Below are 15,459 nucleotides of genomic sequence, written 5' to 3'. Positions count from 1 at the left end.
TTTATTATAACGCACTTTTAAATTGCTCTAAGAAACGTACATCGTTTTCGCTTAATAGGCGAATATCAGATATTTGGTGAAGTAATAAGGCAATCCTGTCAATACCCATTCCGAAAGCGAAACCGGAATACTCTTTGGAGTCAATACCACAATTGTCTAGTACGTTGGGGTCAACCATACCACAGCCCATGATTTCTAACCAACCGGTACCTTTTGTCATCTTATAATCGGTTTCAGTCTCAAGGCCCCAATACACATCTACTTCTGCACTAGGCTCTGTAAATGGAAAGTATGATGGTCGTAAACGAATCTTAGATTTACCAAAAAGTTCCGTTGTAAAGAACTGAAGTGTTTGCTTTAAATCGGCAAACGAAACATCCTTATCAATATATAAACCTTCAACTTGGTGAAAGAAACAATGTGAACGTGCCGAAATAGCCTCATTACGATATACTCTTCCTGGAGAAATAGTACGTATAGGCGGTTTATTATTTTCCATATAACGGACCTGTACCGACGAGGTATGGGTACGCAATAAGATATCTGGATCGGTTTGAACGAAAAATGTATCCTGCATGTCTCTGGCAGGGTGATATTCTGGTAGGTTCAAGGCAGTAAAGTTATGCCAATCATCTTCAATTTCCGGACCTTCCGATACATTGAAACCTATTCTGGAGAAAATCTCTATAATTTGGTTCTTAACTATAGAAATAGGGTGTCTTGCACCAAGTTCTAAAGGTTCACCTGGCCGTGTCAAATCACCATAAATACCTTTTTCTTCGGTTTTGCTCTCAAGAGCATCCCGTAAAGTATTCAGTTTATCGTTTGCGGCTTGCTTTAACCGATTTATTGTTTGGCCGAATTCCTTTTTCTGGTCATTAGGTACATTTTTGAACTCAGCGAAGAAATCGGTCAAAAGTCCCTTTTTACCTAAGTATTTAATACGGAAGCTTTCTAGCTCCTCTTTGGTGGTAGCGGTAAACTTTTCTACCTCAGTAATGTGCTTCTTAATAGTATCAATCATGATGTTCGGCTAATGCCGCAAATTTAGGACATTTGCGGCATTACCGAATACATAATTCATCATAAATTGGTCTAAATCCTATGCAGAAGCTTCAATGTTCTTTTTTGAAGTCTTACGTTCCAAGTACTGTAGACATTCAGCAAAGGTGTCAAAAATATGTTCTGTTGGGATTAAATCAGGAATAAGGTCTACACGTTCCATCATATATCTTGGCTGTTTAAGCACGTCTACAAACAAGACTTCAATATCAGAATTGTGCAAATCTATTAACACATCTTCCAATGTATACAGACCCGATTGATCCATATACTGCATACGGTCCATACGAATGATAACCGTAGAAGCTGTTCTTGGTATTTGGTCTGCTAATATTTGAAATTCGCTGGTAGAACCAAAAAATAACGGTCCTTTAAGGTGCTTAATAAAGACTTGATCTCTTAGGTTTTTCGGGAACCCAACTTCATCTGCCCAACCTTCTTCTTTTTCCAAAGATTTTACATCAGACCTTTCTGCTGTAAGATCACCCATTTTCTTCATGAACATTAAAGAAGCAATAACTAAACCAACACCTACAGCATATACCAAGTTCCATACGGAAGAAAGAACTAGTACAACTAACATTATAACTACTTCTGAGCTGAATTTTATTGGGCCTAAGCTCAGGTCTTTAGGTAAACTAGGTATGGCTTTTAACCCTTTGTAATCCATAACGCCAATACCTACGGTAACTAAAATACCGGCAAGTACAGCGGCTGGTATTTGAGAAGCAACAGGTCCTAAAGCTAAAAGAACGACTAGAAGTAAAACACCCGCTACCATACCGGATAACTTAGTTTTACCACCCGCGTTAATGTTAACAACGGTACGGATTGTAGCACCTGCTCCCGGTATACCTCCAAAAATAGCGGCAATACTGTTCCCAATTCCTTGACCTACTAATTCTTTGTTAGGTTGGTGCTTGGTTTTTGTCATGTTATCCGCAACCACAGAAGTTAAAAGTGAATCGATAGCACCTAATAATGCCAGCGTTAATGCTGTGAAAATATAGGGCGTTACCGAGCCAAGTTCAAAACTGGTGAATATACCCAAGTTAGGCATCGGGAAACCGCTTGGAATTTCTTCTATTGGTCTATAGTTTAATCCAAAACCATACGCTACCCCAGAGACCACAATTAAAGCAACTAATGCACTTGGTATAGCGGTAGTTATTTTTTTGAAGCCATAAATAATGGCAATGGTAGACAGTGCGAGAATAAATTCTAACCAATTAATATTTTGTAAAGCCCTGGGCATTACTTTAAGAGCACCCAATACCCCCGAAGCTTCAGATTTTGCCAAAGTGCTCGCTTCTTTAAGCATATCCTCTTCGGTAATGCCTTCTGCACGTTTAATGGTTTCTTCAAAGTTCTCTAAAACTAGAATACCTTCTCCCGCTTCTTCCTTCAGAATATTATCTAATATAATTTCTTCGGCCATTGGTTTGTATTGGTTTACGAATTCTGCATCTTCTTTAGGATAGTATCCTATTGCAGGTAATATTTGCGTAACCAAAATAATAACACCAATTGCTGTCATGAAACCGGAAACTACTGGATACGGGATGTAACGGATGTATTTACCTATACCTAGAAGTCCAAGACCTATTTGCATAAGGCCGGCCAATAAGAACACTACTAAAATAGCAGGTAATGCTTTTTCTAAGCTACCATCATTTAAAGCAATTATACCAGCTATGACAACCATACTTACCGCTGTCATTGGTGCGGTAGGGCCAGAAATTTGTGTGTTAGTGCCTCCAAAAAGAGCCGCAAAAAAACTGATAAATATGGCTCCGTATAGTCCCGCACTGGGCCCAAGGCCTGAGCTAACACCAAACGCTAATGCTAAGGGTAGGGCAACAATACCTGCCGTTATTCCTCCAAATAAGTCTCCTTTAAAGTTTGAGAAAAGATTTTTCATAGAGTTAAGTTTAATGCTGAGAGATTGTTTTAAGTTTTGTGTTGAAGTATATAGACCAAATTGAACGTTTGGTTTCTACAAATCAGTTCTGGATTAATCTAGGTGATAGATCTCCATTATGTTTTTTAGATAGCCTTCAAAATCTATTTTCAAGTCTATCAATTTTCCGGTATGGACATCAAATATCCATCCGTGTACTTTTAATCCGTGATCGCGATATGCTTTTTGAACCACTGCTGTTTTAATCAGGTTCACACATTGCTCCTTTACGTTCAGTTCTACTAACCTATCGTATTTTTTTGTTTCGTCCTCAATAGCGTTCAGCTCTTCTTTATGAAGACGGTAGACATCACGAATATTACGTAGCCATGGGTTTAAAACACCCAGATCTTTAGATTGCATGGCGGCTTTTACACCTCCACACGCGTAATGGCCACAAACTATGATATGTTTTACTTTCAAGTAATCTACCGCATACTTCAAAACAGAAAGTACGTTAAGATCTATACTGATTACCATGTTCGCAATGTTACGATGTACGAAAACCTCACCAGGTTTTGCGCCCATCACTTCTTCTGCGGTAACCCTACTGTCTGAACAACCAATATAAAGCAATTCAGGATTTTGCCCTTCTGCTAACTGCTCAAAATAGTCTGAACTTGTTTCTAGCTTTTCAGCTATCCACTTTTCATTGTTGTCAAAAACAGTATCTAGATTCATGGTATTATTTTTTACAAAATAAGACTAATTCTACGGCAATACTTGAAAAAAGGCCAATGCATTATTGGCCCATTCTATATAACTGAATATAAGCCTATTAGTAAAAAGTTACTTCGCCATTGGAAACGTCATACATGGCGCCTACAATTTTGATTTCTCCGTTGTCTTCCATTTCTGCTAAAACTGGACTATTCTTACGGATATTGTCTATTGTCAAAAGCACGTTCTTTTCAGAAACTTTATCCACAAAATCAAGATTTTTAGAATTTCTAAGGCTTTCATCCGCTGGTTCTTTCACTGCATCAACTGCTGGCTCTATCTTATTTATTAAAGCTGTTAGGTTGCCCAATCTGGCATGGTCACAAGCCCCTTTTATAGCACCGCAACTAGTGTGGCCTAAAACAACCACTAATTCAGTGCCAGCAAGCTTACATGCGAACTCCATACTTCCTAGGATATCTTCGTTAGAAAAGTTTCCTGCAATACGAATACTGAAGATATCGCCTAATCCTTGGTCAAAAACCAATTCTGCCGAAACTCTAGAATCTATACAGCTCAAAATAGTTGCGAAAGGAAACTGTCCTTCGCTGGTATCATTTACTTGTTCTAAAAGGTTTCTATTAGCTTTTAAATTATTTTGAAAACGCTGATTTCCCTCTTTTAGAAAATTAAGTGCTTTTTCTGGAGTCATCGTTGATTGTGTCTCCTTGGTATGTGCTTTCATATATATTTATTTTAATTATGCTATGTCTAGTTTACTTTGATAATTGCGAAGCAAGTTTTGTTCTCCTGCAATCATAAGGTTAATGTCTATTTTTTTTACCATGTCGTAAATGTTTGACGGTGTAGAAGTACTTTGTTTTTCCTTCTTCTTTCGCTCTACAAATAATAAATCCACTTTACTTTTAGATAAGTAGATAGGAAGCTTCTTCATTGTATTGTCGTTATAATCAAATATGTAATCTACAGTTTTCTTTCCTAGAAATTCATGGGATTGAGGCTGTGTTGTAGGCCCGTTAACAATACTGAAAGATTTTAAGGGGCTGTTCGTATGTGCAAAGAGGGCTTCTGGAAAAGAAGAACTCAATGATTCGTCAGAACAGTTTAGAGTACCAATCCCTATTTTCATATTAGGTTTTAGACCATTTTCTTCTGAAACAATCATTACGGACCCCTTAAAAATACTTAGAACAAAATTGATAATCCTATCATCTACAGTATTAAAAGGTTTTGTCTTTCTCCTGCCAAGAACTAAAATATCTGGAGTATTATCATCTAGATATCGGGCTATTTCAGTTTTTACATTACCAAAAGTGCTTGAATAACGAATGGGGACCCCGTAATCTTCTGAAAACGGTGCCAGTATGTTTTTCATTCGTTTATCGGTTACAATATACTCATGGTTTATTGTCCGAATAGCTGATAATTGATTGTCTTTTCCAATAATATCAGTAGGCTTTCTTACGTTGAAAACTTCAATTTCTGCATCAACCATTTTAGCTAGGCTAACCGAGCTTTTTAAAAGGTTGTGCATACCGTCTGCCAAATCTGAAAGTAAGGCTATTTTATATTTATTTTTTTCCATAGCGCTTAACTTAAACTTAGGTTAGATTTTGGCCTTGTTCTAAAAAACTCACTATAACTAGTTGGGTTTTCTATAACACCACGTTTTGATACCAATTGAATATCTATGTTACGTTCTTTGGCTTTTATTGAGAAATCATCTAAAATCTCAATAATATCAATATCAAGATACCTTGTTTTAAGTAGATTTAGCTCTAAATAGGTATCTCTTGGAAGACTATCTAGTTCTTTAAGAATCGCGCCTTTATTAAAAAATGTCACCTCTTCCGCAAGAGTCATTTTTATTTTATGCTTACCGTTGCTCACATCTTCAATATGAAGAAAGTGAGAATTCTGGTAGCTTTTTAATAGAATAACAACTATTCCAACAGCTAAGCCTAAGCTAATTCCAATAAGTAAATCTGTAAATACAATCCCTAAAACCGTTACCATAAAAGGAACGAACTGTTTCCAACCTAGTTTGTACATCGTTGCAAAAAGAGCAGGTTTTGCCAGTTTGTATCCAACGATGAAAAGGATGGCTGCCAATACGGACAACGGAATCATATTCAACAAAGTTGGAATAAGAATTACAGAGATTAATAAAAGAAAACCGTGTAAAATAGCAGATAGTTTAGACGTTCCACCAGATTGTATGTTGGCTGAGCTACGAACAATTACCTGTGTTATTGGTAGTCCTCCAATTAAACCGGACAGTATATTACCTGCACCTTGCGCAAGTAACTCTCGGTTTGTTGGTGTTACATTCTTATGTGGGTCTAGCTTATCCGTAGCTTCCACGCATAAAAGTGTTTCCAAGCTAGCTACCAAAGCTATAGTAAAAGCAGTAATCCAAACTTGAGGATTTGTAATAGCTCCAAAATTTGGGAAGCTAAATTGACCTAAGAATGAAGCGGCATCTTCAGGAACAGGCACACTTACCAAGTGTTCTGAAGAAATAGCCAATGCTGCGCTATCTTGAGTTACTATATAAAAAATAATACCAACGGCAACGGCAACTAAAGGACCTTGTACCAATTGAAAAATTCTCCCTTTTTTAGAAAGAACCTTATCCCATAGTAATAGAATAGAAAGGCCAATGATAGCCACTAATGTTGCACCGGGACTAATATTATTGACCGTATTTAGAATTTCTGAAAATGTATTTTCTCCATCTACTTGGAAAAAAGCCCAATCTCCTTCTGGGTCAGGGTCGTAACCAAAAAAGTGTGGAATTTGTTTTAGAATAATGATAATACCAATCCCAGTTAGCATTCCTTTTATCACGGAAGAAGGAAAATAATATCCAATAATACCCGCTTTTAGAAAACCGAATACCATTTGGATAACACCACCTAAAACTACGGCAACTAGAAAATTCTCAAAACCACCTAAGGTTCCAATAGCGGTTAGAACTATAGCAGCTAATCCGGCTGCAGGACCACTAACTCCAATTTTTGAACCACTAAGTGCTCCAACGAAAATACCACCAATTATACCGGCAATTAATCCTGAAAACAATGGCGCGCCACTGGCAAGTGCAATACCTAAACATAAAGGTAAGGCAACAAAGAATACTACGACACTTGCGGGAAGGTCGCTCTTTAGATTTTTGAACATATACAATAATAATTTAGCCCTCAATGGCAATTGAGGACAAGTTTTTAGCTAATCGAATAAATGTCTGAAAAAGATTAACTGATATGTTCGGGTGGGGGGAGTAGGATTTCAAGTGTGAAATCAATATAGCCCATAACATGGTAATGGCCCATAACAGACTGTTCTGATAGAGCTATCAGAGAGAAGTCAAAGTAACTATCGTTTACGAATTTTTCTTCTAGTGGAGACTTTTTACCTGCTTCTTGTTGTTCCTCTTCGTTGAGGTTCGTTATCATTACAGGATTATCAACGTCTAGTAAAGTTATGATGCTCGGAGCTGCTATGGCTAGTAGCCATAGGGAAAGCAAAAGAAAACGAGCGAAAACTTTCATAGCAGTTAGTAACAAACGCAAATATAGCACCAACTATTTTATTACGCGTTAAGGAAATACTAAAAATCCTTTAATGTTTTTATGTCTTCAGATGGGATCCAGCCTGTGGTTCCGTCAGAAATACGGATTTTTTTCCAGTCGTTTAGCTCCTCAAGAACTTGGACCTTAGTGCCCTCGTGAAGTGCAAACGTCTCAAGACCTTTTTTGTTGGGTTCAGCTTTTACACTAGCCTCTTTGGAAAAGACAATGGCCGGTTGGTCTGCTTTAAATTTGTTGTACTGAAGAAAAGCAAACACTACAGAAGTTATCATAATAAGTAGTGATATTACGCTAAAAATAAACGCAAGTCTTTTTCTGGAAGAATAGCGGAAGTAATAGAAAGCAATGTACAATAACACAAAGATTATCATAAAAATAATAGATGTATATGCCCATTGGTCAAAAGATAAGGTACCAATAATACTATCGTAAATTTTAGAAAGGCCTGTAGTTGGCATTTCATCAATTGCGTCAATAGTCATGTTCTTTGCGTATCCTAAGTTGTTCTTTATTTCGCTGTCATTAGGTTTAAGCAACAGTGCTTTTTCGTAATAATAAATACTTGGTGCAATCTCGTTAAGCTTATAGTAAGCATTGCCCAGGTTGTAATAGAGCTCTGCGGAATGTTTTCCGTTGTCCAAAATCTCCATATAGCTGTCTACTGCCTTTTGGTACTCACCTACGTTATATGCTTCTGTAGCCTTATCAAACAGAGCATTGTTCTGGGCGGTAACCGTGAAGGTTAAAAAAGAAATAAGGATGAAAAGTATGTTTTTCACTTTGTGATTTTCAAATTGAATTATTTATAACTTTTTTGCTATAGTTGTTTGTCTAAATATGTAATTACCTCACTTGCTTTATCGTAATCTTGTTGCATCTGAACCTCGGAAAAAGGACTGTAACGTGCCATTTCGCAATTCTTAAGTAGCGAAATAAAACCTTCATTGGTTGTGTTATCTACCTGTTTTTCGATTAAAAGAGATGCTATCTTGTCTTTACTGAATTCTGAGGTCTCTATTTTAAGTTTAGCCTTTAAATAATTATGCAAAGCCTTTTCTAAAGCAACGTAAAATGCCTCTTTATTACCCAATTCTTTTTTAGCTTTAGAGAGATATCTTTTTGCAAGTTTATTAGCTTTCCTAACCTTATTGCCCACCACGTCGCTAGCAATTGCTTCACGTTTTTTACCTAATAAAATAGCAAAAGGAATCAATATTAATGGTAGTAATAACCATAAATAATAACTTTTCGTTCCTAAGAAATAGCTAGAACCAATAGGTACTAAATTGGCATCTAGTTTTAGGAAATTGAATTGATTTCCTACTGCAACCGCCTGCTTGTTATTAGTTCCACCATCTACTGCGCTACCAATGCTTGAGTCTGTTGGACCTTCTTTTACATTGATAACAATTTCATCTGAAGTAACTGTTTTATACGTTTTAGCGTTAGGGTCAAAATATGTAAAGGATATACTAGGAATAGGATACTTACCCTTAAAGGAAGGTACAACAGTATAGCTGTTGCTTACTTTACCTTGTGATCCAGATAAGGTAGTGCGTACTTTCTCATCAAATTCAGGCTCGTATACCTCCAATGAAGCTGGTAAATTTAAATCGGGCAACTGAAACAGTTTTAAATTTCCTTTACCACTTACTTCAACTTTTGCCTGTAAAGATTCAGAAGCGTTCAAAGCCGTTTTGCTACTAGTTACAGAAAAATCGAAATTACCAACGGCTCCACTAAAATTAACGGGTTTCCCTTTTTCAGGTAAAGGTTTTACATTAATGGTTCGTTTCCCTGCTGAAACCGTTTTGTTAGTCTGAGAGTAAATCCGACCTCCAAAGAAATCTCGCTTGTTTGACGGCACATCTACGGTAACATCTAATGAAAGGGGTTCTATTTCTAATTTCCCAGATTTTTGAGGGTAGAGTACTACTCTCTTTAATATCACATACCTATAAGGCTTTCCTTTATAAGTTCCGTTTTCAGCAACTGGCCTGGAAACGGGAATATCTTGGCTCCAAAAATTATTGTATTTAGGATTATCTAACGGTTGATAGTTAGAAACGCTAATAGATGGACTCACATAAAGTTTGTAAACCACACTTAAACCTTCGTTTAGGTATGGGTCCGTTTTAGAAACCTCGGCAACAAGATGTAAGCTTTCATCAGCCACATCGTCTGCGGTCATTTGATCACTTGGCTTGTCTACCGCAGCTGTAATTTCTACCTTTTTTGGAAATGATTTAAAAGTTTTTCCATCAATTACAATAGATGCCTGTTTAATGGTAACATTGCCCCTAGTGGTAGGAGCTAAGGTGTATGAATAGGTTTTAGAATAACTACGCACGCCATTTATCCATGAAGAACTTATGGATTGTGATGGTCCCATTAATACCCGGAAGCCTTGAAAATCTGGTGGGTTAAAATTATCACCATCTTTATTCATGGTAAAATCTACCCGTAACCTCTCGTTCATACCCAGTTTTTCTTTACTGAGTTTCATTTCAAAGGTTATGGCTGCATCATCTTGCGCGTTCACCGAAAAAACAACGAGCATTATGGAAAATAATGCTAAAAGAATTCTATGTATACTGGTTTTTACCAATCTTTTTCGTTTTTAACCTTAACACCTTTTACTTTCTGGGCGTCTATTTTTTCTTGTACTTTTTTCTCTTCGTTCTGCATTGCTTCTAGAAGATTCTGTACCTGTTGTTTACTTAATTGATTTGGACGAGGCTGTTGCTGTTGTTCTTGAGGTTTGTCACCTTCTTCAGGCTGTTTTTTCTGCTCTTCCTTTTCATCGCCTTCACCCTCTTTGTTCTCGTCTTTTTGTTCTTCGTTTTTATCGCCTTCGTCTCCCTTGTCTCCTTCGTCTTTTTTATCTTGGTCTTGGTTCTCTTCTTTGTTGTCGCCGTCTTTTTTGTCCTCGTTTTCGTCTTTGTTATCCTCGTTTTTATCTTCTTGATCCTTGTTATCTTGGTTTTGGTCGTTCTGCTCTTGTTCTTTTTCGAGCATTTTTTTGGCTAAAGCTAGATTGTAACGGGTTTCCTCGTCTTTTGGGTCATTACGAAGGGCTTCTTTATAGGCTTCTACTGCTTTTTGATAGTCTTTTCTTTTCATGAACACGTTGCCCATGTTGTGATAGGCACGGTGCTTATCAGCTTTATCAGTTGCCAATTCACCAGCTTGTTTGTAACGCCCAAAAGCCTCGCTATAGGTTTCTTTCGCGTAATATGCATTAGCTAGATTATAGGGTGCCGCAGAATTTTCATCACTCTTGGCTATAGCCTTTCTATAATCTACCTCGGCATCTATAAAATTATCTTCGGAAAGTTCTTTATTAGCTTCCCAGGTTAGATTTTTTGATTCATTAAGCGCTTGTTCGCGCTCTTTTTCTTCTTCTTGCGCAAAAGAAACAAAACCGATAAAAAACAATATGAAAACAATATTTCTCATTTATTCTATTTCTTTTTCGTTGAATAAATTCAGCTTTTTAAGCCATTTTGTTCGCTTATCAAGAACAAAGATATCTAAAAGTAAAAACAACAAGCCAATACCTAGAAACCATTGAAATTGGTCTTTGAATTCGGCGAATTGCTTCGCTTCAAACTCTTTTTTGTCCATTTGCTGAAGCAGTTCTTTAATACGTTCTACAGCAGCTTCTGTATTGGATCCGTCTATATATTCACCATTGCCATCATCTGCAATGTCTATAAGTACATCTTCGTTCAGTTTGGTAATAACTACCTCACCTTGAGAATCCTTCTTAAGACTTTCTACAACACCATTTCTTTTAATTGGAATAGGAGCGCCTTTTGGTTTACCAACCCCAATAGTAAAAATCTGAATACCTTCTTCTAAGGCCTTCTCCACCGCATCCTTGGTGTCACCTTCTGAGTGATCTTCTCCATCTGAAATGATAAAAAGCACGCGATTGGTCTGCTCTTCGTCATTGTAATAAGTGGTAGCCAAATTAATAGCCTCGTTGATAGCTGTTCCTTGTGAGGTGAGCATATCTGTATTCATGCTTTGTAAGAACATTTTGGCAGCACCATAATCTGTGGTAATGGGCAATTGCGGAAATGCTTGTCCTGCATAAGCTATAATACCAATACGGTCACTTGCCAATTGGTTTATGATTTCTGAAACTAGACGTTTTGCCTTCTCCAAACGGTTTGGCGCAATATCTTCTGCCAACATACTCTTAGAAACATCTACCGCAAAAACAACATCTACACCTTCACGTTTTACCGTCTCTAATTTTGTTCCAATTTTTGGGTTTACCAATCCTAGGGTAAGAAAAGTAATTCCCAATAGAAAGAACAAGAGTTTTAGACTAGATTTAAAATTGGATTTGTCCGGTGACAGCCTTCTTAAAAGGGAAGTCTCGGCAAATTTCTTCTGTGTCCGCTTTTTCCAAATCTGCAAAAGTGCGAACAAGACGATGATGACCGGTATAATGGCCAGTAAATAGAAATATATTTTTTCGTCTAATTGAATCATTCTGCTTTGTTCGTAGTTTGAAGCTAATACAAGTTTATTAAATACTGCGCTAAAAGTTTCTTAAATAAAACTTCTGAAAATGGTATTTCTCAGGAGCCATTCCAATAAAAGTAAGGCACCGGCCAAAAGTACCCATGACCTAAACTTTTCTTCGTATTTATAATATTTAAATTCCTCTATTTCTGTTTTCTCTAGCTTGTTTATTTCGTCGTAAATAGCCTCTAACTTTTCATTATCAGTAGCTCTAAAAAATTTACCTCCCGTAGATTTTGCAATATCTTTTAAAAGGTCTTCGTCAATTTCAACTTGGCGCATACCGTATCTGAAAGACCCATCACTGTTATAAGCAACCGGAGAAAGCGCGTTACCATTGGTCCCTAGTCCTATAGTATATGTTTTAATGCCATATTCAATAGCTAAGTCTGCTGCAGTTTGTGGTTCTATAAATCCGGAATTGTTAACACCGTCCGTCAATAGAATAATAATTTTACTAGATGCTTTGCTCTCTTTTAGGCGGTTTACAGAAGTAGCCAAGCCCATTCCTATAGCGGTACCATCGTTTAATTGCCCATAGGTGATATCGCGCAGTGCCCGTAGAACAATTGCCTTGTCACTAGTTATAGGCGTTTTGGTATAAGCTTCGCCTGCATAAGCCACCAAACCAATCCGGTCATTGGGGCGTTCTTTAATAAATTCAGCAGCAACTTCTTTTAAGGCAGACAAACGATTAGGTTTTAAATCCCTTGCCAACATACTGGAAGAAACATCAATGGCCATAACAATGTCTATACCCTTGGTAGTTTTTGTTTTGGTTGAAATATCTTCAGTCTGAGGTCTCGCAATGGCAACTATAATAGCAGTAAGAGCCAATAAACGCAGCAAAAATAATAATGGCTTCAATTTTGGGAGAAAACCAGTATTCGTTAAGCCTTTAATCGTAGGTATCTTTAAAGAAGCTACCTGCTCTTTACGCTTGTAGAAGTACCATAGCACGGCCAGAGGAAGCAATAATAGCAACCAAAAAAATTCCGGATTTGCGAATGATATATTATCCAACATCTATAATTCTGTTTTTACTTCTACTGAACCTAATATTCTATCTGCTATTTCTTGTGCGTAGGTGTCGCCTTCTAGCCAATTTATAATGATTTGCTGTTGAAGCCCTTTTGCACCGAATAGTAAAATACTGTATTTGCCATCCACTAATTCCTTAGATCCTGGAACAGGAAAGTCGCCACTACCAAAAACTTTGATTCCTTTCACGCCTGTAACGGTAGTAAATTCTTCTTGTTTGGTTATAATATTCTTTGCCCCTTGTTTTTCTAAATTCTCAATGAAAGCTTCAATGGATTTGTTAAACTCGGGCTCTACTTCTTGTGTTAAGGTAGTTGAAGTGGTGCCTACACTGAAAAAACCTTTTTCGCTTCTGTACATAAACATCTGCAGGTCTTTAATGTTGGCTTTCATCTCTGGCGTAAGCTTTGTTTCTTGCCTTTTAAGAACATGTGGAGTTTCTAAGCTTATTGGCGGATAACCATAAGAGCTAGACACCCAGTCTCCTTCTAAAAGTTGTTTTGAAGGATGGCGCATAATAGTGTCTTTTACGTACGTAAAGCCATAATATGAAGTGGCTACTGCAGCGGCGATTAAAAGTGCCCCAAGAAAAGCAACACTTGCATAAATAATCTTTTTCTTTTGTTGTTTTTTTTCGAGCTCTTCTTTGTATTCCTCTTGCTCCATTAATTCTTCTACGGTAGGTTCCGGAAGGGCTTCGTGGGTTTTGTGAACGATTTGCTCAATGGATTGACGATCATTTTCGGCGACTGAAGTATCCGGTTTTGATTTTGCAAATTTGACTAAATCCGCTGTTTGAAGAATACGTTTGAACTGTTGCAGGGTCTCGTCGTCTATTTTTAACTCTCCGGCATCCCGCAGCAATTCTAACTTAGTGATTAATTCATCAGTTGTACTTTCTAAAGCCGATACATTTACGTCCTCTTCTAAATATGAGCGAACAATGTCTGTTAGTTCTGAATAATATTCCTTGTATTCGTCTTGAATAAGATATTTAGATTTTTCAAGATTTTTAAGTTCTAACAAGGCACGGTCATAAGGTGGTAAAAGCGCCACTTTTTCTTCTTCTGATAATGGTTTTTTCCTAAAGAAGAACCAATAGACTATTCCTCCTATAACAAGGATGCCAAGAAGTATGAATAAAATAATTTTCCACAGCCTGGAGTTACTTTTTTCTACCTCCATTAACGGTTTAATGTCGTACATTTTTTGCGCCAAGGTGTCTACGGCAATGTTCGCAACATTAATTACTCGGGTGGAATCGGTTAAAAACCCTTCTCCATTTATCTCTATACGCTGCGCTGGTAATTTGTACGAACCGGAATCAAATTGGGTAAGGGCGTAGATTTTCTGAAGGGTCATACGGTCGTTCTTGCGAGTCGTATCCGTAGCGAAAGCTTCTACCGTTTCTAATGGTGAAAAAGTTTGCCCCTCAGGAAAAATAACCTGTGCGGTAGTATCTGCCTCAACGGTTACCGTAAATTGTATCTGCTCTCCTATTTTTATAGAGGTAGTATCAACCTTGGTAATTACTTTGGGCGTGGTTTGTGAAAAACCGGAAAACCCTATAAATAAAACGCAAAGTAAAACACATCGCTTTAAAAGCGATGTTTCGTTGTTATTATAGTAGTTTGTAAAGTATATATTTAGCATTAACCTCGTCGCTTAAAATAGCCCAATAATTTTTTAACATAACTCTCATCTACCCTGCAGCTTAGTGTGCCACAGCCAGATTTGGTAAACGTTTCTTTAAAATAATCTACACGTTGTTGGTAGTATTTACTGTATGCCATTCGTACACTTTTTGACTGTGTATTTACTAGGCTTACTTTGCCGGTTTCCGCATCCTGCATCTGAACCATTCCTAGATTAGGAATGCTCTCTTCGCGTTCATCGTATATTCTAATTCCCGTAACATCATGCTTGTTGCCTGAAATCTTCAAAGTTTTCTCGTAGTCTTCGTCAATAAAATCGGATAGCACAAAAACTATTGCTTTCTTCTTCATTACGCTACTTAGAAACTTTAAGGCTTCACCAAGATTGGTTTTGTTACTTTTTGGTTTGTATTCCAGTAACTCTCGGATAATACGTAGAACATGACTTTTTCCTTTTTTAGGGGGAATGTAAAGCTCAATCTGATCAGAGAAAAGAATTAGGCCCGCTTTATCATTATTCTGTAAAGCAGAAAAGGCCAAAGTGGCCGATACTTCTGTAATTATATCTTTTTTAAACTGATTGGTGGTCCCAAAATGTTCTGAGCCACTCACGTCTACCATGAGCATCATGGTAAGCTCACGTTCTTCTTCAAAAACCTTTATATAGGGTTCATTGTAGCGTGCAGTAACGTTCCAATCTATAGTACGGACATCATCGCCAAATTGATATTGGCGTACCTCACTAAAGGTCATACCACGACCTTTAAAAGTGGAGTGGTATTCTCCGCCAAATATATGATCGGATAGACGGCGCGTCTTAATCTCGATCTTCCGTACTTTTTTAAGTAGTTCTTTAGTATCCATTTCTCAGCAAACAGTTTTTGGCAAGCAGTTTTCAATGGTAGTAAAGAAAAGTCTATTACTACCT

14 protein-coding genes are annotated in these 15,459 nt (G+C 37.3%); all 14 read right to left on the bottom strand.

Features of this window, described 5'->3' with window-relative positions; translation table 11 throughout:
* Positions 1-4: 4 nt before the first annotated feature.
* A complete protein-coding gene (gene pheS, locus HW347_RS02590; RefSeq protein ID WP_214610386.1) occupies positions 5-1,024 on the bottom strand; it encodes a phenylalanine--tRNA ligase subunit alpha in 1,020 nt (339 codons plus the stop codon).
* 78 nt (positions 1,025-1,102) lie between these two features.
* Positions 1,103-2,983 carry a SulP family inorganic anion transporter gene (locus HW347_RS02585; protein WP_214610385.1) on the bottom strand — a complete coding sequence of 627 codons (1,881 nt, stop codon included), beginning with the start codon at positions 2,981-2,983 and terminating at the stop codon, positions 1,103-1,105.
* 93 nt (positions 2,984-3,076) lie between these two features.
* Positions 3,077-3,703, bottom strand: coding sequence for a carbonic anhydrase (locus HW347_RS02580; RefSeq protein ID WP_155595480.1), 627 nt, complete (start codon positions 3,701-3,703; stop codon positions 3,077-3,079).
* 97 nt (positions 3,704-3,800) lie between these two features.
* Positions 3,801-4,427, bottom strand: coding sequence for a carbonic anhydrase family protein (locus tag HW347_RS02575; protein ID WP_214610384.1), 627 nt, complete (start codon positions 4,425-4,427; stop codon positions 3,801-3,803).
* Positions 4,428-4,442: 15 nt separating this feature from the next.
* Positions 4,443-5,288 (bottom strand): universal stress protein, encoded by an 846-nt coding sequence (locus HW347_RS02570; RefSeq protein ID WP_214610383.1) that lies wholly within the window; start codon positions 5,286-5,288, stop codon positions 4,443-4,445.
* A gap of 5 nt (positions 5,289-5,293) precedes the next feature.
* Positions 5,294-6,886 (bottom strand): SulP family inorganic anion transporter, encoded by a 1,593-nt coding sequence (locus HW347_RS02565; RefSeq protein ID WP_214610382.1) that lies wholly within the window; start codon positions 6,884-6,886, stop codon positions 5,294-5,296.
* Between the two features lie 74 nt (positions 6,887-6,960).
* A complete protein-coding gene (locus HW347_RS02560; protein ID WP_214610381.1) occupies positions 6,961-7,257 on the bottom strand; it encodes a hypothetical protein in 297 nt (98 codons plus the stop codon).
* 59 nt (positions 7,258-7,316) lie between these two features.
* Positions 7,317-8,075, bottom strand: coding sequence for a tetratricopeptide repeat protein (locus HW347_RS02555; RefSeq protein ID WP_214610380.1), 759 nt, complete (start codon positions 8,073-8,075; stop codon positions 7,317-7,319).
* 38 nt (positions 8,076-8,113) lie between these two features.
* On the bottom strand, positions 8,114-9,856 hold the full coding sequence (locus tag HW347_RS02550; RefSeq protein WP_214610732.1) for a BatD family protein: 1,743 nt from the start codon (positions 9,854-9,856) through the stop codon (positions 8,114-8,116).
* Between the two features lie 41 nt (positions 9,857-9,897).
* Positions 9,898-10,755 (bottom strand): tetratricopeptide repeat protein, encoded by an 858-nt coding sequence (locus HW347_RS02545; RefSeq protein WP_155595485.1) that lies wholly within the window; start codon positions 10,753-10,755, stop codon positions 9,898-9,900.
* Complete coding sequence (locus tag HW347_RS02540) at positions 10,756-11,802, bottom strand: VWA domain-containing protein (protein WP_214610379.1); 1,047 nt, start codon at positions 11,800-11,802, stop codon at positions 10,756-10,758. It lies immediately after the preceding gene.
* 60 nt (positions 11,803-11,862) lie between these two features.
* Positions 11,863-12,861, bottom strand: a complete 999-nt coding sequence (locus HW347_RS02535; RefSeq protein WP_214610378.1) for a vWA domain-containing protein — start codon at positions 12,859-12,861, stop codon at positions 11,863-11,865.
* Positions 12,862-14,529 (bottom strand): BatD family protein, encoded by a 1,668-nt coding sequence (locus HW347_RS02530; protein WP_214610377.1) that lies wholly within the window; start codon positions 14,527-14,529, stop codon positions 12,862-12,864.
* Positions 14,529-15,395 (bottom strand): DUF58 domain-containing protein, encoded by an 867-nt coding sequence (locus HW347_RS02525; protein ID WP_214610376.1) that lies wholly within the window; start codon positions 15,393-15,395, stop codon positions 14,529-14,531. The genes HW347_RS02530 and HW347_RS02525 overlap by 1 nt, the downstream gene beginning before the upstream one ends.
* Positions 15,396-15,459: the final 64 nt, after the last annotated feature.

Origin of the sequence: Zobellia barbeyronii, assembly GCF_018603515.1 — a bacterium.
GTDB lineage: Bacteria > Bacteroidota > Bacteroidia > Flavobacteriales > Flavobacteriaceae > Zobellia > Zobellia barbeyronii.
Note: the sequence above shows the minus strand (reverse complement) of the source record. Positions and strands in the feature narration are given on the sequence as shown.

Bases quoted from the DNA above. Each gene is read 5' to 3' on its own strand.
- pheS (WP_214610386.1), bottom strand. From the start codon at position 1,024: ATGATTGATACTATTAAGAAGCACATTACTGAGGTAGAAAAGTTTACC.
- HW347_RS02585 (WP_214610385.1), bottom strand. From the start codon at position 2,983: ATGAAAAATCTTTTCTCAAACTTTAAAGGAGACTTATTTGGAGGAATA.
- HW347_RS02580 (WP_155595480.1), bottom strand. From the start codon at position 3,703: ATGAATCTAGATACTGTTTTTGACAACAATGAAAAGTGGATAGCTGAA.
- HW347_RS02575 (WP_214610384.1), bottom strand. From the start codon at position 4,427: ATGAAAGCACATACCAAGGAGACACAATCAACGATGACTCCAGAAAAA.
- HW347_RS02570 (WP_214610383.1), bottom strand. From the start codon at position 5,288: ATGGAAAAAAATAAATATAAAATAGCCTTACTTTCAGATTTGGCAGAC.
- HW347_RS02565 (WP_214610382.1), bottom strand. From the start codon at position 6,886: ATGTTCAAAAATCTAAAGAGCGACCTTCCCGCAAGTGTCGTAGTATTC.
- HW347_RS02560 (WP_214610381.1), bottom strand. From the start codon at position 7,257: ATGAAAGTTTTCGCTCGTTTTCTTTTGCTTTCCCTATGGCTACTAGCC.
- HW347_RS02550 (WP_214610732.1), bottom strand. From the start codon at position 9,856: ATGCTCGTTGTTTTTTCGGTGAACGCGCAAGATGATGCAGCCATAACC.
- HW347_RS02545 (WP_155595485.1), bottom strand. From the start codon at position 10,755: ATGAGAAATATTGTTTTCATATTGTTTTTTATCGGTTTTGTTTCTTTT.
- HW347_RS02540 (WP_214610379.1), bottom strand. From the start codon at position 11,802: ATGATTCAATTAGACGAAAAAATATATTTCTATTTACTGGCCATTATA.
- HW347_RS02535 (WP_214610378.1), bottom strand. From the start codon at position 12,861: ATGTTGGATAATATATCATTCGCAAATCCGGAATTTTTTTGGTTGCTA.
- HW347_RS02530 (WP_214610377.1), bottom strand. From the start codon at position 14,529: ATGCTAAATATATACTTTACAAACTACTATAATAACAACGAAACATCG.
- HW347_RS02525 (WP_214610376.1), bottom strand. From the start codon at position 15,395: ATGGATACTAAAGAACTACTTAAAAAAGTACGGAAGATCGAGATTAAG.